General features: G+C 72.6%; 21 protein-coding genes, 2 tRNA genes and 1 other RNA gene. 11 read left to right on the forward strand and 13 right to left on the reverse strand.

The window, feature by feature from the left end:
• Positions 1–24: 24 nt before the first annotated feature.
• Together AOM03_RS11955 and AOM03_RS11960 are read left to right on the forward strand one after the other, a co-directional pair.
• Positions 25–717 carry a hypothetical protein gene (locus AOM03_RS11955; RefSeq protein WP_156157747.1) on the forward strand — a complete coding sequence of 231 codons (693 nt, stop codon included), beginning with the start codon at positions 25–27 and terminating at the stop codon, positions 715–717.
• A 169-nt stretch (positions 718–886) separates the two neighbouring features.
• Positions 887–1,588: a hypothetical protein gene (locus AOM03_RS11960; RefSeq protein WP_156157748.1), complete on the forward strand. Its 702-nt coding sequence runs from the start codon at positions 887–889 to the stop codon at positions 1,586–1,588.
• A 72-nt stretch (positions 1,589–1,660) separates the two neighbouring features.
• Here the strand turns inward: AOM03_RS11960 and AOM03_RS11965 are convergent, their stop codons facing one another.
• The 3 genes from AOM03_RS11965 to AOM03_RS11975 form a co-directional block, all read right to left on the reverse strand.
• Positions 1,661–2,704 (reverse strand): aspartate-semialdehyde dehydrogenase, encoded by a 1,044-nt coding sequence (locus AOM03_RS11965; RefSeq protein WP_062381683.1) that lies wholly within the window; start codon positions 2,702–2,704, stop codon positions 1,661–1,663.
• Positions 2,701–3,972, reverse strand: coding sequence for an aspartate kinase (locus tag AOM03_RS11970; protein WP_062381685.1), 1,272 nt, complete (start codon positions 3,970–3,972; stop codon positions 2,701–2,703). Before AOM03_RS11970 ends, AOM03_RS11965 begins: the two co-directional genes overlap by 4 nt.
• A gap of 135 nt (positions 3,973–4,107) precedes the next feature.
• Positions 4,108–4,683: a TetR/AcrR family transcriptional regulator gene (locus AOM03_RS11975; RefSeq protein WP_062381687.1), complete on the reverse strand. Its 576-nt coding sequence runs from the start codon at positions 4,681–4,683 to the stop codon at positions 4,108–4,110.
• A 237-nt stretch (positions 4,684–4,920) separates the two neighbouring features.
• Here AOM03_RS11975 and AOM03_RS11980 point away from each other — a divergent pair, with 237 nt between their 5' ends.
• On the forward strand, positions 4,921–5,841 hold the full coding sequence (locus AOM03_RS11980; RefSeq protein WP_062381688.1) for an ABC transporter ATP-binding protein: 921 nt from the start codon (positions 4,921–4,923) through the stop codon (positions 5,839–5,841).
• Complete coding sequence (locus tag AOM03_RS11985) at positions 5,838–7,049, forward strand: ABC transporter permease (protein ID WP_062381689.1); 1,212 nt, start codon at positions 5,838–5,840, stop codon at positions 7,047–7,049. Before AOM03_RS11980 ends, AOM03_RS11985 begins: the two co-directional genes overlap by 4 nt.
• A 58-nt stretch (positions 7,050–7,107) precedes the next feature.
• Here AOM03_RS11985 and recR read toward each other — a convergent pair whose 3' ends face one another.
• From recR to ffs, 3 genes are all read right to left on the reverse strand, one after another.
• Positions 7,108–7,704 carry a recombination mediator RecR gene (gene recR / locus AOM03_RS11990; RefSeq protein ID WP_062381692.1) on the reverse strand — a complete coding sequence of 199 codons (597 nt, stop codon included), beginning with the start codon at positions 7,702–7,704 and terminating at the stop codon, positions 7,108–7,110.
• 97 nt (positions 7,705–7,801) lie between these two features.
• Positions 7,802–10,018, reverse strand: a complete 2,217-nt coding sequence (locus tag AOM03_RS11995) for a DNA polymerase III subunit gamma and tau (protein WP_062381693.1) — start codon at positions 10,016–10,018, stop codon at positions 7,802–7,804.
• 54 nt (positions 10,019–10,072) lie between these two features.
• Positions 10,073–10,169: signal recognition particle sRNA small type (gene ffs, locus AOM03_RS12000), an RNA gene on the reverse strand.
• Between the two features lie 78 nt (positions 10,170–10,247).
• Between ffs and AOM03_RS12005 the strand changes: the two genes are divergently transcribed.
• Both AOM03_RS12005 and AOM03_RS12010 read left to right on the forward strand, forming a co-directional pair.
• Positions 10,248–10,335, forward strand: a tRNA-Ser gene (locus AOM03_RS12005).
• 31 nt (positions 10,336–10,366) lie between these two features.
• The gene (locus tag AOM03_RS12010) at positions 10,367–11,077 is read left to right on the forward strand and encodes a LytR C-terminal domain-containing protein (RefSeq protein ID WP_162197285.1); all 711 of its coding nucleotides are present in this window, start codon (positions 10,367–10,369) and stop codon (positions 11,075–11,077) included.
• 46 nt (positions 11,078–11,123) lie between these two features.
• On the opposite strand, the gene AOM03_RS12015 is transcribed toward AOM03_RS12010, so the two are convergent.
• From AOM03_RS12015 to tadA, 6 genes are all read right to left on the reverse strand, one after another.
• Entirely contained in the window at positions 11,124–12,257 is a 1,134-nt protein-coding gene (locus tag AOM03_RS12015) for an MFS transporter (RefSeq protein WP_062381697.1), read from the reverse strand.
• Between the two features lie 78 nt (positions 12,258–12,335).
• Entirely contained in the window at positions 12,336–12,848 is a 513-nt protein-coding gene (locus AOM03_RS12020; protein WP_062381699.1) for an LURP-one-related/scramblase family protein, read from the reverse strand.
• Between the two features lie 75 nt (positions 12,849–12,923).
• Entirely contained in the window at positions 12,924–13,931 is a 1,008-nt protein-coding gene (locus tag AOM03_RS12025; protein ID WP_062381701.1) for a UDP-glucuronic acid decarboxylase family protein, read from the reverse strand.
• A gap of 224 nt (positions 13,932–14,155) precedes the next feature.
• Positions 14,156–14,246 (reverse strand) — tRNA-Ser (locus AOM03_RS12030).
• A 61-nt stretch (positions 14,247–14,307) separates the two neighbouring features.
• Positions 14,308–15,372: an FUSC family protein gene (locus AOM03_RS12035; protein WP_062381703.1), complete on the reverse strand. Its 1,065-nt coding sequence runs from the start codon at positions 15,370–15,372 to the stop codon at positions 14,308–14,310.
• Positions 15,373–15,828 (reverse strand): tRNA adenosine(34) deaminase TadA, encoded by a 456-nt coding sequence (tadA, locus tag AOM03_RS12040; protein ID WP_439645046.1) that lies wholly within the window; start codon positions 15,826–15,828, stop codon positions 15,373–15,375. It lies immediately after the preceding gene.
• A 63-nt stretch (positions 15,829–15,891) separates the two neighbouring features.
• Here tadA and upp point away from each other — a divergent pair, with 63 nt between their 5' ends.
• From upp to AOM03_RS12065, 5 genes are all read left to right on the forward strand, one after another.
• Entirely contained in the window at positions 15,892–16,533 is a 642-nt protein-coding gene (gene upp, locus AOM03_RS12045) for a uracil phosphoribosyltransferase (protein WP_062381705.1), read from the forward strand.
• 382 nt (positions 16,534–16,915) lie between these two features.
• On the forward strand, positions 16,916–19,954 hold the full coding sequence (locus AOM03_RS12050) for a ribonucleoside-diphosphate reductase subunit alpha (protein WP_227589987.1): 3,039 nt from the start codon (positions 16,916–16,918) through the stop codon (positions 19,952–19,954).
• 44 nt (positions 19,955–19,998) lie between these two features.
• Entirely contained in the window at positions 19,999–20,988 is a 990-nt protein-coding gene (locus tag AOM03_RS12055) for a ribonucleotide-diphosphate reductase subunit beta (protein ID WP_062381707.1), read from the forward strand.
• A gap of 195 nt (positions 20,989–21,183) precedes the next feature.
• Complete coding sequence (locus AOM03_RS12060; protein WP_062381709.1) at positions 21,184–22,431, forward strand: multidrug effflux MFS transporter; 1,248 nt, start codon at positions 21,184–21,186, stop codon at positions 22,429–22,431.
• A 160-nt stretch (positions 22,432–22,591) separates the two neighbouring features.
• Positions 22,592–23,200 (forward strand): DJ-1/PfpI family protein, encoded by a 609-nt coding sequence (locus AOM03_RS12065; protein WP_062381710.1) that lies wholly within the window; start codon positions 22,592–22,594, stop codon positions 23,198–23,200.
• A 91-nt stretch (positions 23,201–23,291) separates the two neighbouring features.
• Here AOM03_RS12065 and AOM03_RS13105 read toward each other — a convergent pair whose 3' ends face one another.
• Entirely contained in the window at positions 23,292–26,639 is a 3,348-nt protein-coding gene (locus AOM03_RS13105) for a sigma-70 family RNA polymerase sigma factor (protein ID WP_156157749.1), read from the reverse strand.
• Between the last annotated feature and the right edge of the window lie 3 nt (positions 26,640–26,642).

A 26,642-nucleotide genomic window follows, 5' to 3' on the forward strand; every position in this document is an offset into this window, starting at 1 on the left:
CGCGGACACCGGGGGGAGAGGATCATGGCACGCACTGTGCTCGTCCGTGCACTGCTGTCCGTCGCCGCGGCGATCGGACTCACCGCGGCACTGGCCGCGCCCGGCGCCTCCGCGCCGCCACATCCGACGCCTGGCGATGATCAGCGCGTCATCTCGATGCCGAACGCGTACGGCTCGAAGTTCTACGACAACGCCGTCACGGGGCCCGGGGGCGACTACGTGGCCTTCGCGGGCGCGGCGCTGGCCGACTACATCGCCGTCTACTGCCCGGACCGGATGTCCGAGCCCGACACGGTCTTCGGCACGCTCCGAGTCAAGCCTGACGGGCCGCTGCTCGCGCCCGGCAGTAAGGATCGCTTCTGGGTGAGCGCCACGCGGGTGCCCGTCGAGGTCTACGAGTACGACGGGGGCGACGCGTACGTGTTCCTCGACGCCGTCTGCGACGGCCTCGAGCCCACGCTGTACGCCGCGGGTGCCGGCGTCCTCTGGGGACGCGGGACCAACGAGTACTCCACCAACGGTGCCGGCGAGACGGTCGCGGCGAGGCTCGAGGAGAACGGCGTGCGCGCCTCCCTGCCCGGGGTGGACGGGTCGAGCGTGCAGGTGCGCGGCTACGCGGACCTCGAGTATCGCGTGGTGAACCCGGGCACGCCGGCCCAGCGCGTCGAGTTCGACGGGCCGCCCCTCGCGGTGAGCCTCGACGTGTGGGGCGGGTGACCGCCATGCCCGCACTCGGAGGGTCCAGGAAATGTCGGGATTGTGGGATCCGCGTTCCGGGCCTACGGTCGAAGGAGGTCCCGCGGGACCGCCGCGCTGTCCGCGATTCGCGAGCGTTGCCACAGGGGGAGGCGCTCGCCGGAGGTCTCAGGACCTGGGGGAGGGAATCATGACACGCACCAGGACCTCGCGCGCGCTGATGTCCGTCGCGGCGGCCATCGGCCTCACGCTCGCGGTCGCGGCGCCGAGCTCCGCGGCTCCGGAACAGCCGACGCCGGGCGACGACCATCGGGTGTTCCAGCCGGAGTACACCACCACCAAGATCTACGACAACTCGTTCGACCCCGGCGGCCCCGACTACGTGGTCTTCGCGGGCGCGAGCGCCGCCGAGTGGTGTGCGGCCGACCCCGAGGTGGGCCCGCCCACGATCCCGCCCGTGGCCATGAGAGTGCAGCCGAACGGGCCGATCCCGGCCGATGGCACGACCGATCGGTTCTGGCTCGAGACCCGCGTCCCCATCGAGGTGTGGGAGTTCGACACTGGCGACATCTTCGGCTTCCTGGGCGAGTACTGCACGGGCGTTCCGCAGGAGCTCGTGGGCTCCGGAACGGGCCGGCTGTGGATGCGCGGCGGCACCGACTACGTGGGGCCGGACACGGCGCCCGACTACTACCCGTTCACCACGGGCGTCCGCCACGAGGAGAACGGCATCCGGGCGTCGCTGACGGCGCCCGACGGATCGCGCGTGCAGGTGCGCGCCTACTCATCCGGGACGCTCGTGATCGGCATCCCGGACGAGGGCGACGACTTCATCGTCGCGGGCAGCCCGCCGGTCGGCATGTACGTCGACGTGTGGGGAGGCGGGCGCTGAGCGGCGCCACCATCCCTGTCACGCAAGCGGGGGCCGATGCGTCGCATCGGCCCCCGCTTGCGCGTTCGCGTACTACGCGGCGGCGCCGATCTTCGCGGCGACCAGTTCGGCGAGCTGGACCGCGTTGAGCGCCGCGCCCTTGCGCAGGTTGTCGCCCGCGACGAACAGCACCAGGCCGCGCGTGCCCTCGAGGGACTGGTCCTGGCGGATGCGGCCCACCAGCGACACGTCGCCGCCGGCGGCCGCGAGCGGCGTGGGCACCTCCTCGACGCGCACGCCGGGGGCGTGGGCGAGGATCTCGTAGGCGTCCGCGGGGGTGATGCCGCGCTCGAACTCCGCGTTGATGGACAGCGAGTGGCCGGTGAACACCGGCACGCGCACGCACGTGCCGGACACCATGAGCTCGGGCAGCTCCAGGATCTTGCGCGACTCGTTGCGGAGCTTCTGCTCCTCGTCGGTCTCGTTCGAGCCGTCGTCCACCACCGAGCCCGCCATGGGCAGGACGTTGAAGGCGATGGGGGCCACGTAGACGTCCGGCGACGGGAACTCGACCGCCGCGCCGTCGTGGACCAGTGCATCGGCCCCCTCGACCACGGCCTGGGCCTGGCCATGGAGCTCGCGCACGCCGGCCAGCCCGGAGCCGGACACGGCCTGGTACGAGCAGACGACCATGCGCTCGAGGCCCGCCGCGTCGTGCAGCGGCTTGAGCACCGGCATCGCGGCCATGGTGGTGCAGTTGGGGTTGGCGACGATCCCCTTGGGGATGATGTCGAGGGAGCCGGGGTTGACCTCGGCGACGACGAGCGGCACCTCGGGGTCCTTGCGCCAGGCCGACGAGTTGTCGATGACGATCGCGCCCGCGGCCGCGAAGGCCGGCGCGTACTGCTTCGACGCGGCACCGCCCGCGCTGAACAGCGCGATGTCGATGCCCGCGTAGTCGCCCGAGGCGATGTCCTCGACCGTCACCTCCGTGTCGAGGTGGGGGAGCACCTTGCCCGCGGAGCGGGACGAGGCGAAGAAGCGCACGCGCGCCTCAGGGAAGCGCTCGGCGACGAGCGTGCGCATGACGGCGCCCACCTGGCCGGTGGCGCCCACGATGGCGAGGGTCAGGGTCATCGGCCGGTACCTCCGTATACGACGGCCTCGCCCTCGGTGGAGTCGAGGTCGAAGGCGGTGTGGACCGCGCGCACCGCCTTGTCCAGGTGGTCCGCGCGGGTGACGACGGAGATGCGGATGTCCGACGTCGTGATCATCTCGATGTTGACGCCCGCGTCGCGCAGCGCCGCGAAGAACTTCGCGGACACGCCCGAGTTGGACTTCATGCCGGCGCCGATCAGCGAGATCTTGCCGATCGTGTCGTCCGTGGTGAGCGAGGCGAAGCCGATGTGCTCGGCGTCGGCCTCGATCGCGGCGAGCGCCTCGGGGATCGAGGCCTGGGGGAGCGTGAAGGAGATGTCCGTGACGCCCGTGTTGGTCGCGGACACGTTCTGCACGATCATGTCGATGTTGACGCCGGCGCGCGCGACGGCCTCGAACAGGCGTGCGGCCGAGCCCGGCACGTCGGGCACCGCCGTGACGGTGATCTTGGCCTCGGAGCGGTCGTGCGCGACTCCCGCGATGATCGGCGATTCCATCTCGTCTCCTTCTTCAGTCTCGCCCACGACCCAGGTCCCTTCAAGACCGGAGAACGACGAGCGCACATGGATGGGCACGTTGAAGCGGCGCGCGTACTCGACGCAGCGCGGCATGAGCACCTTGGCGCCGGAGGCGGCCATGTCCAGCATCTCCTCGTAGGTGATGCGGTCGAGCTTGCGGGCGGCGGGGACGATGCGCGGGTCGGCCGTGAAGACCCCGTCCACGTCCGTGTAGATCTCGCACACGTCCGCGCCGAGCGCGGCGGCGAGCGCCACGGCGGTGGTGTCCGAGCCTCCGCGACCCAGCGTGGTGACGTCCTGCGTCTCCTGGTTGAGGCCCTGGAAGCCCGCGACGATCGCGACGCGGCCCTCGCCGAGCGCGCGCTGCAGGCGGCCGGGGGCCACGTCGATGATGCGCGCGTGGCCGTGGTGCTCGGTGGTGATGACGCCGGCCTGCGGGCCGGTGAACGCCTGCGCCGGCACGCCCTGCGCGTGGATCGCCATGGCGAGCAGCGCCATCGAGATGCGCTCGCCCGCGGTGAGGAGGATGTCCATCTCGCGCGGGTCGGGCGCGGACGAGACCTCGTTGGCGAGGTCGATCAGCTCGTCGGTCGTGTCGCCCATCGCGGACACGGTGACGACCACGTCGTTCCCGGCGCGGACGGTGTCGACGACCCGGCGGGCGACGCGGCGCAGTGCCTCCGCATCGGCGACCGACGAACCGCCATACTTCTGGACCACAAGGGGCATGTAGGAACTCCTGGTAGGTGCGCATGCCCGGGACGCGGACAGCGCGGTCCATTCTACGGGCGCCCGGTCCCGAGCACCCGGCGGCCCCGCATTTCCTGTCGATTCGCCGCCCCAGGCTGCGGCGGAGCCCCTCGCTCAGGCCGGCTGGGCGCGCTCCACCCAGCGGCGCAGGTGCGCCACCTCGAGGTCGAGCGCCTCGGCCGCGCCCAGCAGGTGCGACAGCTTCGCGGCGCCCTCGAGCCCGGTGAACAGGTGCAGCGCGCGTCCGCGTGCCGCCCCCTCGGAGTAGCCGAGCGCCTCGAACTGGTCCTGGAGCCAGCGCAGCACGCGCTCGTAGAGCGCGGCCACCTCCTCGGCGAGGCCCGCCGACGGGCGCGCGAGGTCCGGGCCCAGCGAGCCCAGCACGGGGCCGTGGCGGAGCGCCTCCTCCAGGTCCGCGTCGTAGGAGTCGACGAAGGCGATCAGCCGGGCCTTCGGGCCGTCCGCCGCCGCGCACTGCGCCAGGCGGGTGTCGAGGCGCGCGCCCAGGGCGTCGAGCACCGCGCGCACCAGGGCGTCCTTGGACTTGAAGTGGTAGTAGACGGAGCCCGCGGCGACCTCGGCGCGCTCGGCCGCGTGGGCCAGCGTCCAGCCGGCGACGCCGCTCTCGCGGGTGAGCTCGAAGGCGGCGGTGGTGAGGCGCTCGCGCTTGTCGGAGGTGGGACGGGGCATCGGAACTCCTTCGGTCGGACGCGCAAGTCAGTGAACCCGCTACCCGCGACGATAGCGCAGCGGCGGGCCTCCGCGAGGGCCGGTCACGGCGCCCCGAGGCGCGGGGCCCGGCCTCCCCGAGGAGCGTCCGGACCAGTCCGTCATTGCCCGCGCGGGAGGCGCCCTGCCATGCTGGGCGCGCGGTCGTCGGCGCCGGGATCTTACCCGCGCTCCGCGGCCCTCGGGCGGAGGGAACCCATGGGAGACGGTGCGGAGCCGGCGGTCCAGGCGCGTGACGTCGCGCGCGCCTTCGGGGACGTGCAGGCGGTGGCCGCCGCGAGCCTCGAGGTGCGGCGCGGGACGGTCACCGCGCTGATCGGCCCCAACGGCTGCGGCAAGACCACGCTCATGCTCATGCTCGCCGGCCTGCTGCGGCCGGACTCCGGCGAGATCCGCGTGGAGGGGGCGGACCCGCGGACGGACGCCGCCGCGGTGAGGGACGCGATCGGATGGATGCCCGATCAGCTGGGCACGTGGGACAACGTGACCTGCGCGCAGACCCTCGCACTCGTGGGCCGCGCCTACGGCCTCGCTCGGGCCCAGGCGCGCGAACGCGCCGCCACGCTGCTGGACCTGGTCCACCTGGGCGAGTTCGCCGACCGCCCCGCGCGGGTGCTGTCGCGCGGCCAGAAGCAGCGCCTGTCGCTGGCCCGCGCGCTCGTCAACGACCCCGCCGTGGTGCTGCTCGACGAGCCCGCGAACGGCCTCGACCCCCGCTCGCGCGTCGAGCTGCGCCACCTGGTGCGCGACCTCGCGGCCCACGGGCGCGCCGTGCTCATCTCGAGCCACGTCCTCAGCGAGCTCGACGAGATGGTCGACGACGCGGTCTTCATGTCCAAGGGCCGCACGCTCGGCGACGAGGTCGCCCAGGAGGTCGCCCGCGCCCGGGCCCGCTATCGCATCGGCTCGATGGACGATGCTGCGCTCGCCGCGGACCTGCGCGCCGCCCGGGTGGAGGTCGACGATCGCGACGGGCTGGTGGTGAGCCTGTCCGGCGAGGAGGAGGCCGCGGCGGCGCTCGCGTGGATGATCGGCCAGGGGCACCGGATCCACCGGTTCGCGCCCGCGGGCAGCGCGCTCGAGCAGACGTACATGGCGATGGAGGAGGAGCGGCGATGACCGCTGTCGACGAGCACGAGGGCGCCGCCCCCGACCCGCACGGCGGCGGGGCGGGCGCCTCCCCGGCCACCGCATCGTCCCCCGCCGAGCGTCCCGGGCGCGGCAACCCGTGGCGGCCGAGCCTGAAGGGGATCGCGCTCGCGACCCGGATCGAGCTGCTGCGGCGCCGGCCCTCGCCCAAGGGGCGGATCTTCTACGGGGCGGCGGTCGGCTCGGTGCTGGTGCTCAGCGGCGTGGTCGCGTGGCAGGCGTCGGGCGACCTGACCTCGACCCCGCTCGAGCTCACGCTGATCCTCGCGCTCGCGGCCGGCATGCTCATCGGCCCGTCGCTCTCGGCCACGTCGATCAACGGCGACTCGACCGAGGGTGTCCTCGCCCCGCTCCAGATGACCCGGCTCACCGCGGGGGACCTCGCCCTGGGCAAGCTGCTCGCGGCGTGGGCGTACTCGCTCGCGGTGCTGGTCACCACCGTGCCGGTGCTCGCGTACGCCTTCAGCCGGTCCGGATGGACGGTCGGGGAGCTGGCGATCGTGCTCGCCGCGATCGTGCTCGCGGTGCTGGTCGCCACCGCGATCGGGCTCGCGTGGTCGGCGCTCGCGGCCCGGGCCGTCGCGTCCGTGTCGCTCGCGCACCTCACCACCGCGTTCCTGCTGGTGGGCACGCTGCTCGTCTACTTCTTCATCCAGCCGCTCCTGCCGTCCGTGACCCAGACCGTGACGAACCGCTGGCCGGCCTTCGAGACCGACGAGCAGTGGCAGAACCCGGAGGAGTTCATCGACGAGGTCGAGTGCATCGAGGACTCGTGGACGTACACCTCGCCGCGCACCGAGCTGGCCGCGTGGATCCTGCTGCTCAACCCGGCCGTGATGCTCGCGGAGACCGCGCCCGTCATCGACCCGCTCACCTGGGAGGAGGACGGCCGCGCCGCGCCCGGGGCATTCTCCGGGATCCACCAGGCGGTGGGCTCGGCGAGGCTCGGGCCCGAGGAGGCCCGCTCCTACGACGAGTGCGCGGCGATCGCGTCCGGCGGCATCGACGTCGGGGGCGACTCGTGGGCCCAGCGGCAGCAGGAGTCGGCGCTGATGGAGCGCAGCCCGTGGCTGGGTCTCGCGGTGCAGGCGCTGCTGCTCGCGGGGTCGCTGGTGATCGCGATCCGGCGGCTGCGGGTGCCGTACCGGACGCTGCGCGGCGGGACGCGTGTGGCCTGACGCGGGTGGCCTGACGCGGGTGGCCTAACGGGCGCGGCGCTGTGAGGCCGCGGCGCCCCTACTTGACCGCGGTGCGGCCGGCGAACGCCCGGCCCAGCGTGACCTCGTCCGCATACTCGAGGTCGCCGCCCACCGGCAGTCCGGAGGCCAGGCGGGTGACGGTGACGCCCATGGGCGACAGCATCCGCGCGAGGTAGGTCGCGGTGGCCTCGCCCTCGATGTTGGGGTCCATCGCGAGGATGACCTCCTCGATCGCGCCGTCGCCCAGGCGGGTGAGCAGCTCCCGCACGCGCAGGTCGTCCGGGCCCACGCCGTTCATGGGATCGATCGCGCCGCCGAGCACGTGATAGCGGCCGCGGAACTCCCGCGTGCGCTCGATGACGGCCACGTCCTTGGGCTCCTCGACCACGCACACGACGTTGTCGGCGCGGCGCGGGTCCTCGCAGATGCGGCAGCGCGTCGACTCCGCCACGTTGCCGCACACCTCGCAGAAGTGCACGCGGTCCTTGATCGCGGTGAGCGCGGCGGCGAGGCGCTGGACGTCCGCCGGATCCGCGCCCAGGATGTGGAAGGCGATGCGCTGCGCGCTCTTGGGGCCGATGCCCGGCAGGTGGCCGAGCTCGTCGATCAGGTCCTGGACCGCGCCTTCGTACATGGGGACCAGGGTAGGCCCGCCCGGGGACATCGGCCGATGCGCCGCGCGCCGGGCGTTGGCAGACCCGGAACCCGCTCGTGCCCGGCTGGTGCCCGGCTCAGTCCTGGATGATCGTGCCGCCCAGCATCTGCGCGACCACCTCGGTGGCGCTCAGCTGCGACTCCTCGGCACGGGCGTCGTCGTCGGAGATCTCCTCCTCGTCGAACGGCGGCTCGATGTCCGGGGGCACGTCCGCGGGAGGCTGCGGGGGCGGCGCCGATGCGACGGCGGCCATGACGGCGGCCGCGCCCGAGGTGGGGGTCGCCGCGGCGGCGGGTCGGCTGGACGGAGCGGTGGCGGGCGGGGGCCCGCTCGGGGCGGCGGCGGGAGACGGGGTCGGCCGGGTCGCGGCGGGTCCGTTTGCGGCGGGTGCCGGGGCCGATGCGCCGGTTCCTCCCCGCGCGGGCGGCACCGGACCGACGATCGCCTCGATGCGCAGTTGCAGCCCGAGGGTCTCGCGCACGGCGAGCGCGACGTTCTCCTTGTGATTTCCCCCATCGAAGCGCCCGGCCAGCGGCGCGTTGTCGAAGGCCAGCGTGAGCACGCCGCCCTCGACCGAGGCGACCTGGGCGCTCTGGCTCACCATCGCCCAGGTGACGCGACGGCGCTCGAGGGTGCCCAGCACCTCCGGCCAGCGCCGACGGACCAGCTCCGTGTCGGCCGCGCCGCCCGCGCCGGAAGGGGTGCTCGCCGGTGCCGGTGCGCTCGGCTGGGCTGTGGGAGCGTTCGACGCCGCCGCGGCCTGGGGCGCTGGGGGGCGAGCAGGCGGGGCGGCGGGCGCGTTCGCGGCCGGGGTGGGGCGCGTCGGAGCGGTCGGTGCCGGAGTCGGGGAGGGTGCCGGAGCGGCCCACGGGTCCTCGTCCTGCGGCGGTGCGGCCGGGGCCGGGGCCGGGGCCGGGGCGGTCGGGGCGGGGGCGGTCGCGGCCGGGGTCGGCGTGGGCGCGGGCGCGGGTGCCTGCTGCGGCACGGTTGCCGGGCTCGCGGCCGGGCTCGCGGCCGGACGGTTCGCGGCCCTCACTGCGGCCATCGCAGCCTCGCGGGCCGAGGCGGCATCGCCCACCGGCTCGGCGGCCGGGGCCTGCGCAGGGGCCGGAGCCGAGACGGGCCGTGCCGATGCGGCCTGTGTCGGAGCGACGATCCCCGTGGCAGGTGCGGCGACCGCCCCGGCGACCCCCGCATCGGCCGCAAGAAGACGTGCGCACAGGAGTTCGAGGTGGAGGCGCGGGGAGGTGGCGCCCACCATGTGGGTGAGGGCGTCGTTCACCAGATCCGCGGCCGCGGAGCCGCGGGCCAGGCCCAGCGACCGGGCCTGCTCGCGCATGGTCGCGAGCTGATCCTCGGGCATGTCGCCGAGCGCGCGGGCGCCGGCGTCGCCCGACGCCGCGAGCACGAGCAGGTCGCGCAGGCGCTCGAGCAGGTCCTCGACGAAGCGGCGCGGCTCGTGCCCCGTCGCGATGACGCGGCTCACCACGTCGAACAGCGAGGCGCCGTCGGCCGCGGCGATCGCGCCCACGGCATCGTCCAGGAGGGTCGCGTCCGTGAACCCCAGGAGCGTGATGGCGCGCTCGTAGGTGACGCCCGCGGCGTCGGACCCGGCCATGAGCTGGTCGAGCACGGACAGCGAGTCGCGCACCGAACCGCCGCCCGCGCGCACCACCAGCGGCAGCACCCCGGACTCGACGGAGACGGATTCGGCCTCGCACAACGTCTGCAGGTAGTCGGTGAGCACCGGCGGCGGCACCAGGCGGAACGGGTAGTGGTGGGTGCGCGAGCGGATGGTGCCGATGACCTTCTCCGGCTCCGTGGTCGCGAAGATGAAGCGGATGTGCGGCGGCGGCTCCTCGACCAGCTTGAGCAGGGCGTTGAAGCCCTGCGTGGTCACCATGTGCGCCTCGTCGAGGATGAAGATCTTGTAGCGGTCGCGCGCCGGGGCGAAGGCGGCCCGCTCGCGCAGCTCGCGGGCGTCGTCGACGCCGTTGTGCGACGCGGCGTCGATCTCGACCACGTCGACCGAGCCGGCGCCCCCGCGGGCGAGCTCGACGCACGACGGGCACGCGCCGCACGGGGTGTCGGTGGGGCCCTCGACGCAGTTGAGGCAGCGGGCGAGGATGCGCGCGGAGGTGGTCTTGCCGCAGCCGCGCGGCCCGGAGAACAGGTAGGCGTGGTTGACGCGGTCCGCCCGCAGCGCCTGCATGAGCGGCGTGGTGACGTGCTCCTGCCCCACCACGTCGGCGAAGGCGTCGGGGCGGTAGCGGCGGTACAGCGCGGTGGTCACGGGTACGACTCTAGTCGCGGGGTCCGACGCGCCGATGCGGCTGTCCCCAGGGCATGAAAGGACCCCCCACGCACCCGACAGAGCCCGCTTACCCTTGCTTCATTCCTGACCTGGGGGAGTTGGGCGAGATATCGCCACGTGAGGGGTCGCCGATCATTCTAGCGGCTCGGCCGGGGGTTCCGGCCCGGTTTCGTGGTCCCGCCCAAGGTCGGGTACCATTGCCGGGCTTGGAGGATTCGCCTAGTGGCCTATGGCGCACGCTTGGAAAGCGTGTTGGGTGCAAGCCCTCAGGGGTTCGAATCCCCTATCCTCCGCCATTTGCAGGGCCGACGCGACGGGACGGTGCACGTGAATCAGCCTGCCGACGGCCGCACGGACGTCCGGCGCGCACGCGTGCGCCGTCACCGCCGCGAGCGCCAGATCATCGTCTTCGGCGTCCTGATCATCCTGGTCGCGATCGCCGGACTCTTTGCCGCCGGCGTGTACCGCGGCGACGTCGAGGGTCCGTTCTCCGCGCCGTTCACCACCCCGGTGGGCGCCTTCGAGTCGGACGTGACGTTGGCCTGCCCCCCGCCGGACTCGTACCCGCTGCCCTCGGACCAGGTGGCCGTGCGCGTGCTCAACGGCACGGACGTCAACGGCCTGGCGGGACGTGCGATGGACACGCTCGAGAGCCGTGGATTCGTCAAGGTCGCGGTGGGCAACTGGAGCCTCACGCACTCGGACAACGTGCGCATCGTCTTCGGCGCGGCCGGCGTGCAGCACGCCTATACCGTCGCCCGTCAGTTCGAGTCCGCGGGACTGGTGCTCGACAACCGCGAGGGCACGCTCGTCGACGTCATCCTGGGTGACGGCTTCGCCGAGGCGCCCGCGCTGCGCGACGCGCTCGCGCCCGAGCTGTCGCCGGACCTGGCGCTCTCGGCCAACGCCGAGTGCCTGCCGGTCAGCCTGATCACGCCGCGACCCGCGCCGCGCAACCTGCCGGACAACCCGCTCGACCCGTCGCCGGAGCCGTCCGCGTCGGCATCCGCGTCGCCCTCGCCCAGCGCCGAGTCCTGACTCGCTGCCCGCTCGCGGGCGCTCGACCGCAACCGCCCGGCACCGGTCACCCGACCGCCACCGCGGCCGTGCGGTAGCGCAGGCGCAGCGTCCCGGCGGCGACGGCGAACACCGCCGCAATCGCGCAGGAGGCGGCGAACAGCGCCGGAAAGTCGTCGGCGGCGACCGACCACGTGCCCAATGCGGATCCCCCCACGCCGCCGCCGAACAGCGCGACGCCGAAGAGCGCCATCCCCAGCGGTCTCGCCCCGGTCATCACGTCCGTCGCCCAGGCCTGCAGCTGCGTGTGCGCACAGGCCCAGGAGAATCCCAGGGCTATCACCGCGACAGCCGCGGTCGCGAGCGAGATCGCGCCGGCGAGGATCGCGTAGCCGGCGGTCGCCGCGCCGCCCCCGGCGGCGAGCAGCGCCCACGCCGGCAGCCGGATCACCAGGGCGCGCACCGCCGGGGCCCAGGCGACCACGGAGATCCCGAAGGACGCCACCGCGAGGCCGGCCAGGCTCACCGCCACGTCGACCGATTCGAGCGCGACGGGGATGTAGTTGATGACGCCCACGAGCAGGGCGCCCTCGACCGCGGCGAGCGCGAGCACCCCATGGGCCCAGGGGTTGCGAGCGATCCGGGGTATCGACGCGAGGAACGACACTCGAGCAATCCCCTCCGCGGGAGGGGGTGCGAGCGCGAACAGGGTGCACAGTACGGTGCCCAGCGCGGCGCTGGCGGCGAAGGCCAGCCGCCAGGACCACCAGTCGGCCAGCGCCGCGGCCAGGGCCGTCCCGACGGCCACGCCGAGCGAGAGCGCCGTGGCGAGGTTGACGGTGGCGACGCCCCGCGCCCGCAGGTCCCGTTGCTCGCCGATGCGCACCAGGATCGTGGGGACGATCGCGGCCAGCGCGGCGCCCGCGATGCCGCGCGCGACGGTGAGCGTCGTGATGCTGGTCGCGGTCGCGGCCGCGAGCGTCGCCGCCGCCGCGAGCCCGCTGGCGAGCGCCAGGGTGCGCAGTTGCCCGATCCGGCCGACGAGCGCCGCCCACGGCACCTGGGCGCCGGCGTAGGCGAGCACGTAGACCGTGATGGTGTGGGACACCTCCTCGGGGGAGGCTCCGAGGTCCGCGGCCGTCCGCGTGATCATGGGGGCGGTCAGCGCGCGATCGAAGAACGCGAGGAACGCGGCGCTCATGATGGCCGCCGGTACCGCGCGCTCCCATCCCGCAGCCGTGCGCACGCCCCCTGATGGCAGTCGCATGCGCGTCAGGTCTCAGTCTCGCTCGACCCAGCGGTCGATCGCCCACACCAGCGCGAACGCCATGCCCGGGTCCACGCCCTGCCACACGTCGACGGTGTAGCGGTCGCGCATGGCGAGCCACTTCTGGGTGATCTGGATGACGACGCCGCCGTCGCCGTTGCGCAGCGTGTAGTCCTTCTCCATGAGGTTGCCCTCGAGCAGCCATTCCTCGCCCGAGGCCAGGGTCACGTCGATCTTGTCGCGCACGAACTTGAACGGCTGCGCGCGAAGGTGTGCCACCTGGTTGCCGGCGGCGTCGGTGACGTCCATCCGCTTGGGGATGCCAAGCATCCTGCCGGTCACCTCGTAGAGCTTGGTGCCGTCCGGCGCCAGGATGTCCGCCCGCGGGCGCGGTCCCATCTTCCCGTCGACGAGGAAGAGGTCCTGCTCCGTCGCCGGGTCGAAGACGCGGAAGTCGCGGCCCGCGCCGAACTTGCTCTTCATGATGTGGCGCGTGTAGCCCTCGGGGACGGCGGGCACGGACATGGCGGCTCCCTCGTGTCGGATGGGTCCACGCTAGTCGGTCGCAGGGCGCCCCGTCATGGCCCTCGGCGGGTGCGTTCAGGCGCCGTCGCGGGCGCCCATGCCCGCCCCCGACGCCCGTGACGGCTCCGCCTGGCCGAGCCGCTCCCGGAAGTACTCGATGGTGGGGACGAGCCCCTCCTCGAGCGCGATGGTGGGTGCCCAGTCGAGTTGCTCACGGGCGACGGTGATGTCGGGGCGTCGCTGGCGGGGGTCGTCATGGGGCAGGTCGCGGTGCTCGATGGTCGAGCTGCTGCCGGTCAGCCGGATCACGGTCTCCGCGAGCTCGAGCATGGTGAACTCGGCCGGGTTCCCCACGTTGATGGGGCCGGTGGGGGCGCCGTCCGCGTGCATGAAGCGGACCATGGCGTCGACGAGGTCGGAGACGTAGCAGAAGGATCGCGTCTGCAGCCCGGAGCCATAGATCGTCAGGGGCTCACCGTTGAGAGCCTGCACGATGAAGTTCGAGACCACGCGACCGTCCGCCGGGTCCATGCGTGGGCCGTAGGTGTTGAAGATGCGCAGGACGCGGATGTCGAGCCCGTGCTGGCGGTGGTAGTCGAAGAACAGGGTCTCGGCCGCACGCTTGCCCTCGTCGTAGCAGGACCTGATGCCGATGGGGTTGACGCGGCCCCAGTACTCCTCGCGCTGCGGGTGGATCTCGGGATCCCCGTACACCTCGGACGTCGACGCCTGGAGGATGGTCGCGCGGACGCGCTTCGCCAGGCCCAGCATGTTGATCGCCCCGTTGATCGACGTCTTGGCCGTCTGCACCGGATCGCGCTGGTAGTGGATGGGCGAGGCCGGGCAGGCCAGGTTGTAGATGCGGTCGACCTCGACGTAGAGCGGGAACGTCACATCGTGGCGCAGCAGCTCGAAGCGCGGATGCTGGAGCAGGTGCTGGATGTTGCGCTTGGAGCCGGTGAAGAAGTTGTCGACGCACAGGACGTCGAAGCCCTCGGCGAGCAGGCGATCCGCGAGGTGGGACCCCAGGAAGCCCGCCCCGCCCGTGATCAGTACACGCTGCTCGCCGTCCGGATCGATCATCGTTCCTGCCCCCTGGGTCCGATGAGCCCGATGCTATGCCCGATTCGTCCGGCTTGTGAAGGGTGGGCGTGGCGCGTGCGGCCCCGGGCCGCTGGTGCCGCGGGAGCGGGGGCCCGCCCGCACATCGGCCCCGGTCGTGCCGCCGGCGCCCCGCGCGGCCCCGCCGGAACATGCAAGAAGCCCCGTGATTCCTGGATCTACCAGGAATCACGGGGCTTCTCCGCTGGCGGTGACGGTGGGATTTGAACCCACGGTACGGGGTTACCGTACACAGCATTTCGAGTGCTGCACCTTCGGCCGCTCGGACACGTCACCGCGGAAGAGATTACCCGTTGTTCATCTCAAGTCCTAATTCATAGGTCCCGGGTGACCGAAGTCACTCGCGCGGCGCCCGCGGATGCACCAGCGCGGTGAGCACGGCGATGCCCGCCCCGACGAGTGTGTCGACGATGCGCTCGCCCACCACCGCGGGGGTTCCGAACTCCCCGATCGAGGTGGTCACCAGGATGAGCGCGAGCGGCGTCACGGCGGTCACCGCGAGCGCGTAGTGCCGGGTGATGATGATCTCGGTGATGAACTGCAGCGAGCCCAGGACCAGCGCCACCAGCGGGGGGTTCATGGGCAGCAGCGACAGCAGCAGGTACAGGCCCGCGCCGGCGATGGTGCCGACCGTCCGGTGCAGGCCCCGGTTGACCGCGAGGCCGCGCCCGGGCATGACGCCCACGACCACCGCGCCCGCCGCGACGGTCCAGTAGGCGCGGTCGGGGTCCACCCACAGGACGGACAGCAGCGTGCCGGCCACGGCGACGATCGCGGTCCGCACCGCGAGCTCGCGTGCACCCCGATCCCACTCCGGCGGCGCGAGCAGCACCTTCAGCGGCCGGGGGGTCACCGTCCAGTGGACGCGTCGCACCAGGGGCGCGATGCTCACGATCACGGCGAACAGGCAGCCGCCGCCCACGCAGGCGACGAGGGTCGTCGGCGGCACCCCGCCCGTGACCGCGTGCGAGGACATCCCGTAGACGATGATGGGGAAGAGCGGGCCCGGCGGACCGAGGCGGTAGCCGTGCACCGCGATGCCCACGCCGGCCGCCACCGCGATGAGCCCGAGCGCGCCCAGCGCGGGTTCCGGCCCGAGCGTGGCGCCCAGCACGGCGGACAGGACGATCACCAGGCCCGCGATGGGTCGCAGCCGCAGCCGCTCGAGGCGCGGCAGTCGCGAGAAGTATGGCACGGTGAAGGCGCCCACGCTGGCGAGCAGCCCCAGCTCGAACCGGCCCGCGAGCGCGCCGACGAGGAGCGGGGTCACCAGCACCACGGTCGCCTGGAGCGCCACGGGCCATCGTGGCGCTCCGGGCGGCCCGATGGTGCCCAGGCTCAGCACGGCGTTGCGCATGCCGTCGCGCCACACGTCGATCCGGCGATCCGGGGCCTCGGCCACCTAGCGCCTCGCCTCGAAGAAGCGCCCGAGCAGGGCGGCGGACTCGGCGGCACGCACGCCCGACACGACCTCGACCTTGGCGCCGATGCGCGCGTCGCGCACCACGTCCCACTGGGACCCGGTCGCGCCCGCCTTCGCGTCCCACGCGCCCAGCACCAGGCGCGGGATACGCGCCTGGAGCATCGCACCCGCACACATGAGGCACGGCTCGAGGGTCACCACGAGCGTGCACCCGTCCAGGCGCCACGTGCCCAGGGACGATGCGGCGGCCCGGATCGCGACCACCTCGGCATGGGCGGTGGGGTCGCCGCCCGCCTCGCGGCGGTTGCGTCCCTCGCCGATCACCTCGCCGGCGGGGGAGAGCACCACGGCGCCGACGGGCACGTCGCCGTCGGCGACCGCCTCGCGTGCCAGCGCGAGGGCGCGGTCCATCGGCCCCTCCCACTGCACGTGCATGCGGTCAGGCTACCCGCGCATCGTCCCGGGTGCTCGGGGCGATGAAGGCGATAGTCTCGAGCCATGCAGCTGCACGTCGCGGACCACCCGCTCATCCGTCACAAGGTCACCGTCCTGCGCGACAAGAACACCAAGTCGCCCACGTTCCGCCTGCTGGTGGACGAGCTGGTGACGCTGCTCGCGTACGAGGCGACGCGCCAGGTGCGCGTCGCCGAGCGCGAGGTCGAGACTCCGCTGACCTCGACCGTCGGCACGGTCATCGCGGACCCGCCGCCCATCATCGTCCCCATCCTGCGCGCGGGCCTGGGCATGCTCGACGGCATGACTCGCCTGCTGCCGAGCGCCGAGGTGGGCTTCCTGGGTCTCAAGCGCGACGAGGAGACCCTCGAGGCGGTCACCTACGCGAACCGGCTGCCCGAGGACCTCACCGGCCGCCAGGTGTTCCTCATCGACCCGATGCTCGCGACCGGCGGCTCGCTCATCATGGCGATCGACTACGTGCTCGAGCGCGGCGCCACCGATGTGACGTGCGTGTGCCTGCTGGCCGCCCCCGAGGGCATCGAGAACGTGCGCGTGGCCGTGGGTGAGCGCGCCGACGTGTCCGTGGTGGTCGCGCAGGTCGACGAGCGCCTCAACGAGCAGGGCTACATCGTGCCCGGCCTGGGCGACGCGGGCGACCGCCTCTACGGCGTCATCGGGGACTGACCCGGCCGCTTCACCTCTCTCCCTGCGGACACTCCGCACGGAATTTCAGCCGACACGCCGCATCGTCCCCGGCCGGGGCGGTGCGGCGTCGGCGTGTCGCGCCCCGATCCGTGCGCAGTGTCCAGAAGTGCGTCCACAGGCGACCCTGCGTGTGTCCACAGCGCGCCCACAGATTTCTCCACAGGACCACAACATCTAGGGGCCGAGGGCATGAATCGCCCCCAGATGTTGTTGCACAAGCATGTGATTTCGCACTAGTGTCGAAGCCACGCGCCGAGCGCACGACTGCAGGCCTCCACCCCGGGGACGAGCCGCCCGCTCGGCGGACAACCGCATGCCAGAGCGGGCGCACGCCCGCATCCACTCTCGAGGGGGAGCATCCGTGACGATCACCGAGAACTCTGCGGGCCAGACGACCGCCGCCGCGCCGGAATCGCCCGGCATCCACGTCACCAAGCGCGACGGCACGCGCGAGCCGTACAACGCCGACCGCATCAACAAGGCGATCGAGCGCGCCGCCGCCGGCCTGCCGGACCAGATCTCGATCACCACCCAGATCGCGTCGGAGCTCGCGATCACGCTGTTCGACGGCATCACCACGGAGCAGCTCGACGAGGCCGCGATCGGCGTCGCCGTTCAGAACGTCAAGGACGACCCGGCGTTCGACACGGTCGCCGCGCGCCTGCTGCGCAAGGTGATCTACAAGCGCGTGCTGGGCGGCTACGACACGGAGCTCGAGCTCGCGCTGCTGCACCAGGCGCGGTTCCCGGGCTACATCCGCGACGCGATCGAGGACGGACTGCTGGACCCGCGCCTGCAGGAGCTGTTCGACCTCGACGCGCTCGCGGCCGCGCTCGACCACACGCGCGACGACCGCCTCAAGTACATCGGCACCGTGACCATGCGCAACCGCTACATGATCACGGACCGCCACCGGAAGTCGCTCGAGGTGCCCCAGTACTTCTGGATGCGCGTCGCCATGGGCCTGTCGCTCAACGAGGCGGACCCGACCGGCACGGCGCTCGAGTTCTACGAGAAGATCTCCACGCTCGACTACCTGCCCGCGGGCTCGACCTTGGTCAACGCCGGCACGTCCTACCCCCAACTGTCCAACTGCTTCGTCATGCAGATGGAGGACGACATCGAGCACATCGCCAAGAGCGTGCGCGACGTCATGTGGCTCACCAAGGGCACCGGCGGCATCGGCCTGTCGGTCACCAAGCTGCGCTCGGAGGGCTCGCCCATCCGGTCGAACAACACCACCTCGACCGGCCCCATCCCGTTCATGCACACCATCGACTCGACGCTGCGCGCGGTGAGCCGCGGCGGCAAGAAGTTCGGCGCGCTCGCGTTCTATATGGAGAACTGGCACCTGGACTTCCCGCAGTTCCTCGACCTGCGCCAGAACTCGGGCGACCCGTACCGCCGCACCCGCACCGCGAACACCGCGGTGTGGATCTCGGACGAGTTCATGAAGCGCGTGCGCGAGGACCGGGACTGGTACCTGTTCGACCCCGCGGACACGCCGGACCTGGTCGAGCTCGTCGGCTCGGAGTTCTCCGCCCGCTACGCGGAGTACATCGCGCTCGCGGAGGCCGGCAAGCTGCGCACCTACAAGAAGATGCGCGCCCGCGAGCAGTACAAGCAGATCCTGGTGACCCTCCAGACCACGTCGCACCCGTGGCTCACCTGGAAGGACACCATCAACAACCGCGCCCTCAACACCAACACGGGCACCATCCACCTGTCGAACCTGTGCACGGAGATCTGCCTGCCGCAGGACCGCGACAACATCTCGGTGTGCAACCTCGCCTCGATCAACCTGCCGCAGCACCTGGTGGACGGGCGGATCGACTGGGACCGCATGAAGGACTCGGTCCGCACCGCGGTGCGCCAGCTCGACAACCTCGTGGACATCACCCTGTCCTCGGTGCCGGAGTCGGAGTTCGCCAACCGGGAGAACCGCGCGGTGGGCCTGGGCGTCATGGGCTTCACGGACATCACCGAGCGGCTGGGGCTCGCGTACGAGTCGGAGGAGGCCTACGCGCTCATCGACGAGATCGTCGAGTTCGTGTCCTTCCACGCGATCGACGCGTCGGCCGACCTGGCCCGCGAGCGCGGCGCCTACAACAACTTCGCGGGCTCGGGCTGGTCGCAGGGCAAGGTGCCCTTCGACACCATCGCGCAGGTCGAGGCGGACCGCGGCGTGCCCGTGACCGTCGACCGCACCGTGCGCCAGGACTGGGACACGCTGCGCGAGAAGGTCCGCGGCGGCATCCGCAACGCCACGCTCATGGCGGTGGCGCCCACCGCGTCGATCGGCCTCGTGGCCGGCACCACGCCGGGCTTCGACCCGCAGTTCTCGCAGATCTTCTCCCGCAACACCTCGTCGGGGAAGTTCCTCGAGGTCAACACCAACCTGGTGCGCGACCTCCAGAAGTTGGGCATCTGGGAGGACGTCAAGGACCAGCTGCTCGCCGCGCAGGGCGACCTGTCGCGCGTCGACGGCGTCCCGGAGCACCTGGTCGAGGTCTACAAGACCTCCTTCCAGCTCGACCCGCACGCCTTCCTCGAGGTCGCGGCCCGCGCCCAGAAGTGGATCGACCAGGCGATCAGCCGGAACATCTACCTCGAGGACCGCGACGTCGACAAGATGATGGAGCTGTACGCCTTCGCGTGGGAGAAGGGCGTGAAGACCACGTACTACCTCCACATGAAGCCGCGCCACACCGCCGAGCAGTCGACGGTCCGCGTCAACAAGACCGAGAACATCAACCGCACCGGCTCCGCCTCCGGCCGCTCGGCCGGCGGGTCCGCCGCGGGCGGCGCCCGCAAGGGCTTCGGTGGCGCGCGCCGCGGCTTCGGCGGCGCCACGGCGGCCGCGCCCTCGGCCGCAGCACCCTCTGCCGCCGCGCACTCGACCCCCGCGGCTCCCGCCGTGACCGGGGACGATGCTCCGGCCGCCTCCGCGCCGGCCGCGCCAGAAGCTGTGGTCGCCGAGGCCGCGCCCCAGCCCGCCTCCCGCGGGTTCGGCGGCTTCGGTGCCGCGAAGAAGGCGGCGCCCGCCGCCCCGGCGCCTGTCCCCGCCGAGCCGGTCGCGACTGAACCGGTCGCTGCCGAGCCCGCCACCGCATCGGCGCCGGTCCCGTCCCCCGAGCCCGCCACCGCATCGGCCGACGTGCTTGACCGGGTCGCCGCGCAGGCCTTCGCGACCGCTCCCCAGGAGCGGCCGGAGGTCCCGCCGACCACCCTGCCCCAGGGCGTCGAGGCGCCGGCGCAGGACGTGACGGCGGCGGCCCCGGAAGGCGCTACCGTGCTGGATGTGGTGGGCAGCGTCGCCTCGGACGAGACCGACATGGTCGACGGCGTGGCGTGCCCTGTGGACCCCATGGAGCGGCTCCAGTGCGAGTCGTGCCAGTGACGGTCCGCCGCATCGTCATCCCCGACACCCCTAAGGAGATTTAGATGGCCATCCTCGGCTCTGGCGTCCAGGACGGACTGCTGCTCAAGCCCGTCACCTACCAGTGGGCCATGGACCTGTACGACCAGGCGGTCGCCAACACGTGGTTCCCCAACGAGATCCAGTTGGGCGAGGACCTCGCGGACTTCAAGAAGATGACGGACGACGAGAAGCACGCGCTCCTCCACCTCATCTCCTACTTCAACCCCAACGAGCTGCTGGTCAACAAGGCGCTCGCGTTCGGCGTCTACCCCTACATCAACGCTCCCGAGGGCCACCTGTACCTCGCGAAGCAGATGTGGGAGGAGGCCAACCACTGCATGACCTTCGAGTACATCCTCGAGACCTTCCCCATCGACCGCGACAAGGCGTACTCGGCGCACGTCGAGGTGCCCTCGATGGCGGCGAAGGAGGCGTTCGAGTCGAAGTCCATCAAGCGGATGACGGAGGACACCCTCGACATCTCCACGACCGAGGGCAAGAAGGACTTCATCCGGAACCTCATCGCCTACAACATCATCCTCGAGGGGATCTGGTTCTACTCGGGCTTCATGGTCGCGCTGAGCTTCCGCCAGCGAAACCTGCTGCGCAACTTCGGCTCGCTCATGGACTGGATCATCCGAGACGAGTCGCTGCACCTGCAGTTCGGCATCAACCTCATCCTCACGGTGCTCGAGGAGAACGAGGACCTGCAGGACCCGGAGTTCGCGGACGAGATCCGCGGCATGATCCTCCAGGCAGTGGAGATGGAGGAGGCCTACAACCGCGACATGTTCCCGCGCGGCATCCTGGGCCTCAACGCGGACTACGTGAACCAGTACGTCAAGTACCTCACCGACCGCCGCCTCGAGGAGCTGGGCTTCGAGCCCGAGTTCAACGTGGCCAACCCGGCCAAGTGGATGGCCGCGGCGAACGACACCCTGCAGCTGGTCAACTTCTTCGAGCAGCAGAACACCTCCTACGAGGTGAATGCGCAGGCCACGCGCAAGCAGTAGACGGATGGTGGATAGTCGGTAGACTGGTAACCATCACGAGACGCCCGGCGATGAGCGATCGCGCCGGGCGTCGTGCTGTGCCCGGGGAGGTCGCCGCATCGTCCGGTGGCCCCGGCCCCTGAGACACGGGGAGTGGGACGCGTCCGTGCGTCCCACTCTCGCGGCCCTGGCCGCCCCCGTCCTCATGGAGCCACCGTGACCACCACGCTCGCGCCCGACACGATCGCGCACAGCCCCGGCGACCTGCTGACCCGCCGCCAGCGTCTCTCGTACGTCCTCATGCTGGGCGCGCTCGTCGCGCTCGGCCCGTTCACCGTCGACCTCTACCTGCCGGCCTTCCCGCAGGTGGCGGCCGAGCTCCAGGCGACCGATGCGGCGATCCAGCTCACGCTGACGGCCACCATGATCGGGTTCGGCCTGGGTCAGCTCGTGGTGGGTCCGCTGTCCGACGCGCTGGGGCGCAAGCGTCCGCTCCTGGCCGCGACCGCGCTGCACATCGTCGCCTCGATCTTCGTCTCGTTCGCGCCCACGGTCGAGCTCGTCATGGCGGGACGCGTGCTCCAGGGCATCGGCGCCGCGGGCGGCGGCGTGGTGGCCGTCGCGATCGTGCGCGACCTGTTCGCGGGTCAGCGACTGATCCGCATGCTCGCCAACCTCGCGCTCGTCACGGGCCTCGCGCCGGTGCTCGCGCCGGTGATCGGCTCGCAGCTGCTGCGGGTCATGGACTGGCGCGGCGTGTTCGTCGCGCTCGCCGGCTACGGCATCGTCATGGTCCTGGTCGCCGGCCTCCTGCTGGTCGAGACCATGCCGGAGACCAAGCGCGGCACCTTCACGGTGAGCGCCACCGCGGGCCGCTACAAGAAGCTCCTGGGCGACAAGGTGTTCGTCGGCGTGGCCATCGTCGGCTCGATGGCGTTCACCGCGCTGTTCGCGTACCTGTCGTCCTCGTCGTTCGTGCTGCAGGACATCTTCGGGCTCTCGCCGCAGGAGTACGGCCTGGTGTTCGGCATGAACTCCGTGGGCCTGGTCATCGCCAACCAGACCTCCGCCCGCGTCATGAAGTGGTTCCCGCCGCGCGCCGTCGCGACCGCGGGACTCGCCGTGATGGCCACCGGCTCCGTGCTGCTCCTGGTCGCGGGCCTGCTCGACCTGGGCCTCATCGGGGTGCTCATCCCGCTGTTCTTCGTGGTGGCCTCGCTGGGCATCATCGGCCCCGCCGTGCAGATCACCGCGCTCAAGGACCACGCCGGCGAGGCGGGCACGGCGGCCTCGCTGCTGGGCGCGCTCAACTTCGGCGTCGCGGGGATCGTCTCCCCGGTCGTGGGCGTCCTGGGCGTCTCCGTCGTGTCGATGGCCGTGGTGATGATCGGCGCGCTGACCGTCGCGCACCTGGTGTTCTGGATCGTGGTGCGCCCCCGCATGGAGACCACCGTCGTTGCGTGATCTCGCGCGTCGGTGCGTGACCCGGGTCTGCCTCGGGCCGTCTCTTGGCGGGTCGGTCTCGGGCCGTCTCTTGGCGGGCCGACGGCGCCCGCGCGACCCGGCCCGGCGCGCCGGGGCGGGCCGTCCGGTGCCCGGGCCCCGCGCTCGCTAGCGTGTCCTCATGACCCTGCGCGTCGCCCTCCTCGTCTACGACGGCTTCGACCTCCTCGACGCGGGAGCGCCCTACGAGGTGTTCCTCACCGCGTCGCGGCTGCTCGAGCGCGACGGCGGCGCGGCGGTGTTCGAGGTGGTGCTCGCGACCCCCGGCGGCGGCGACGTGACCGCGCTGGGCGGGATGACGCTCACCCGCCTCCACGACGCCACCACGCTGGGGGTCTGCGACGTGATCGTGGTGCCCGGCACGGTCGACGTCGCGTGCGCGCTCGCGGACTCGACCCTGGTGGCCGCCATCGAGACCCTGTCCGGGCGGGCGGCGGTGACCTCGTCCGTGTGCACGGGCGCGTTCCTGCTCGCGCGCGCGGGCCTGCTCGACGGACTCGAGGCCACCACGCACTGGGAGGACCTCGCGGACCTCGCCTCGTGCGGGGAGGTGGCGGGCGTGGTGCCCGGCGTGCGCTGGGTCGACGAGGGCGCCGTCGTCACCGCGGGCGGCCTGGCCTCGGGTCTGCACATGGCGCTGCACCTGGTGGCGCGCCTGCACTCGGTGGAGCTGGCGCGCCGCACCGCGCGTCAGCTTGACGTCGACTGGGACCCGGCGCCGGCGCGTTGAGCGCCGCGGCTCTGCTCCCGGACCCGGCGCGGGGCCGTTCGCCCTGGCCGCCGCGCGCCTCTCGGCCGTGGCCCGCTCAGCCGCGCCCCGCTCAGCCGCGCGGCGTCAGCGTCAGGGTGAGCGGCCCGAGCAGGAACTCATCGCCATGGGCGTCGACCTGCAGCTCGTGGAGCCCCGCCGTCACCCTGCGCGTCTGGAAGGACTTCGCGTCGACCCCGAGCGAGTTGGCGTACGCGCTGCCGAACGCGGTCGAGTCCGCGGCGTTGCCCGGGTTCGCCGTAAAGCGCTCGGCGCCGGTCCACCCCCACGGCGTCAGCGTCGCGCCGGAGACGGCCACGCGGTTGTCGTGCCGGCCGCGGTCGCCGTCCCACGCGACCCAGCCCAGGGCCAGGTCCGTCGCCTCGTCCACCGCGAATGGCACGGTGACCCGGTCGCCGTCCAGCCACGTGGCGCCGTCCAGCTGGACCACGGTCGCCTCCGGGAGATCCGGATGCGAGTACACCACCGTGAGCGCGAATCCGCCGTACAGCCCGCGATCGTGGTCGCGGGCCTGGGGCAGTGCGATGTCCGCGACGGCGTAGGAGCCATTGCCCGCGCCCGCGACCAGGGAGGTGACGTCCGCCTGCGCCTGGTACGCGCGGCGGCCGTCGTATGTCAGGGTCTCGACCGCATCGGCCGTCACGGTGACGTAGTCGCCGCCCGGCACCCGCAGGCGCGCGTGGTCGGTCCGCTCGGTCCACCAGCGGCTCTCGCTGCCGCGGTCCGAGGTGACCGACGACCACGTCAGGGTGGCCGTCTCCACGGTCGCGCCCGTCGGCAGCAGGCTCGTGTCGAGCGTCGTCACGCCGGAGGCGAGCCGCCCGCCCGCCGGGTTGGCGGGCACCATGCGGTACGCGTCGTTGTCGAGCGCCGGGTTCGCGTCCGAGGCCTGCGAGTCCATCGCCGCGGCGCAGCCGTTCGACGGCAGGTCGCGACAGACGAGCAGCGGCGCGCCCGCCTGCACCGCGGCGACCCGGCCCGTGATCGGCGCGCTCGGATCCAACGGTGCGGCCGCGTCGGCGATGCCCGTGCGCACCCGGAACGATGCACTCGCGTCCCCGGCGACGACGCTCACCTCGGTCACGGCATCGTCCGCGAGCGTCGCGTCGTCCTCGAGAGGCGCGAGGTCGAGACGCAGGGGAGCGGATTCACCCGGAGCCAGCGCGTCGAGGCCGCAGTCGGCGATCGCACGATCGGCGGTGATCTCGCATGTCCAGTCGCCCGCGGTCACCACGGACTGGGTGGCGAACGCGAGATAGGCACGGACCGATGCGACGGTCGCCACCGAGGTCGCCGCACCCCCGGCTGGCGGCGCCGCGAAGGCGAGGCCCTGCGGGAGGACGATGCGCGCGGTGAGGTCTGCGGCGGGGCCGTCGCCCGTGTTGGTGACGGAGGTCCCGATCGCGGGAGCGGCGCGGTCGATCGCCAGGTAGCCGAGCGGGGGAGCGGCGAGGGTGAGAGTGGCCGGGGAGGTGGGCTCGTCGGGCTCCCCGGGGGTGCCGGGCTCGTCCGGCTCATCCGTGTCGCCGTCGCCAGGATCTCCATCGCCCGCACCGTTGTCGGAACCATCGCCGGAATCTCCGTCGCCCGTGCCGGAATCACCACCGGCGTCGGGCCCATCGCCGGTGTCTCCGTCACCGGAGTTGCCCGAGCCGTCGCCGCTGTCGCCGTCACCGGACTCGCCCGAGCCGTCACCGGACTCGCCCGAGCCGTCATCGCCATCGGAGTCGGACCCGTTTCCGGCGTCGCCGTCACCGGCATCTCCATCACCTGCACCAGCGTCGGATCCATCGCCCGAATCTCCGCCATCGGTGCCGGAATCGCCTTCGATGTCGGGCCCAGCGCCGGAGCCTCCGCCATCCGTGTCGCCGGCCGCGCCACCCTCCGAGCCGCTCGAGCCGCCGCCATCACCAGCGCCGCTGTCGGATCCATCGCCGATGTCTCCGTCGCCCGCGCCGGAATCGCCACCGGTGTCGGATCCAGCGCCCGAAGCTCCGCCGTCCGTGCCGGGGGTGCCGCCGCCCACCCCGCCGCCGCCCGCCGACGTCGACGAGCCCGCGGCGCCCGAGCCGGACCCGGCCACCGCATCGTCCGTGGTGCCAGAGGCGGACGTGCCGGCGTCGGACCCATCGAGCTCCTCGCCGTCCTGCGTCTGAGGCGGCGCGGCGTCGTCGTCGGAGGACTCGGCGTCCTCCGGCGGGGACGAATCGTCGGTGGCCGGCTCGGTCTCCGCGGCCGCGCTCGCGACGGGGACGTCCTCGCCCAGGTCGTCGTCTGGCGTGCCGTCGCCGCCGATGAGTCCGAAGATGCTCGCGCCGGTGATCGCGAGCGCCGCGATGCCCAGCGTGGCCGCGGCGGGGAGGGCGAGCGCGGCCAGGCCCTGCAGCAGGGCCGCGACTCCGCCGGCCGCCGCGGCACCGCCCGCACCGGCGCCCGCAGCCGCGCCCGTGGTGGTGGCGGCGCCCGCGCTCCCGCTCGCTCCCGACCCGGTGCCGCCCGCACCGCCCCCACCGGACCCGGATCCGGCACCCGACCCGCCGCCCGACCCGCCGCCCGACCCGCCGCCCGACCCGCCTCCCGCCGCCGTCGCGATGCCCGCGCCCAGCGGCAGGCCGGTCTCAAGCACCTGCATGCCTGCGAGGCCGAGCACCAGGGGTGCGATGACGGCGCGCAGGCCGCGGTTGACGTCGTCGAGCTCGGCGACGAGCGCGGCGCACTTCTCGCAGTTCTCGACGTGCGCGTCCACCCGCGAGTGCTCGCGCGTGCTCAGGCCTCCACGCACGTAGGCGCCCAACTGTGCGTTGGCCTCCGCGCAGTCGGCCGAGTCGACCGCCGCGAGGTGCTCCTGGAGGTACCCCTGACGGAGCGCCTCCCGGGCCCGATACGCGAGCGCGGCGACGCCGTTGGCGCTCAGGCCCAGCAGCGGGGCGATCTCCTTGGGGGACTTCTTCTCGACCTCGGTGTACCAGAGGACCGCGCGCCAGCGTTCGGGCAGGGCGCGGAAGGCCCCGGCGACCATCGACTGCTCGAAGCCCTCCAGTGCGGGCTCGTCGGAGCCGGCCTGGGCGCCCATCGCGGCCTCGAACTCGGACATGTCGTCGCGCGGGCGGGTCCGGTGCGAGCGCTCGATGAGGTCGAGCCCGGTGCGGCGCACCGTGGTGAAGAGGTAGGCCCGGAACGCGAGATCCGGGCCCGCGCCGCGCTGCAGCGTCCGAAGGATGCGCGAGAAGGACTCGGAGACCACGTCCTCGACGTCCGACGCGGTGGGCGTGTAGTGATGCGCCACCTTGCGGGCCGCGTCGACGTGACGCTCGTAGAGCACGCCGAAGGCCGCCGAGTCGCCGGCGCGCACGCCTGCGATCAGCTCGGGGTCGCTGGACGCAGGGGTCCACAACGACATCGC

Source organism: Demequina pelophila (assembly GCF_000971175.1).
Classification (GTDB): Bacteria; Actinomycetota; Actinomycetes; order Actinomycetales; family Demequinaceae; genus Demequina; species Demequina pelophila.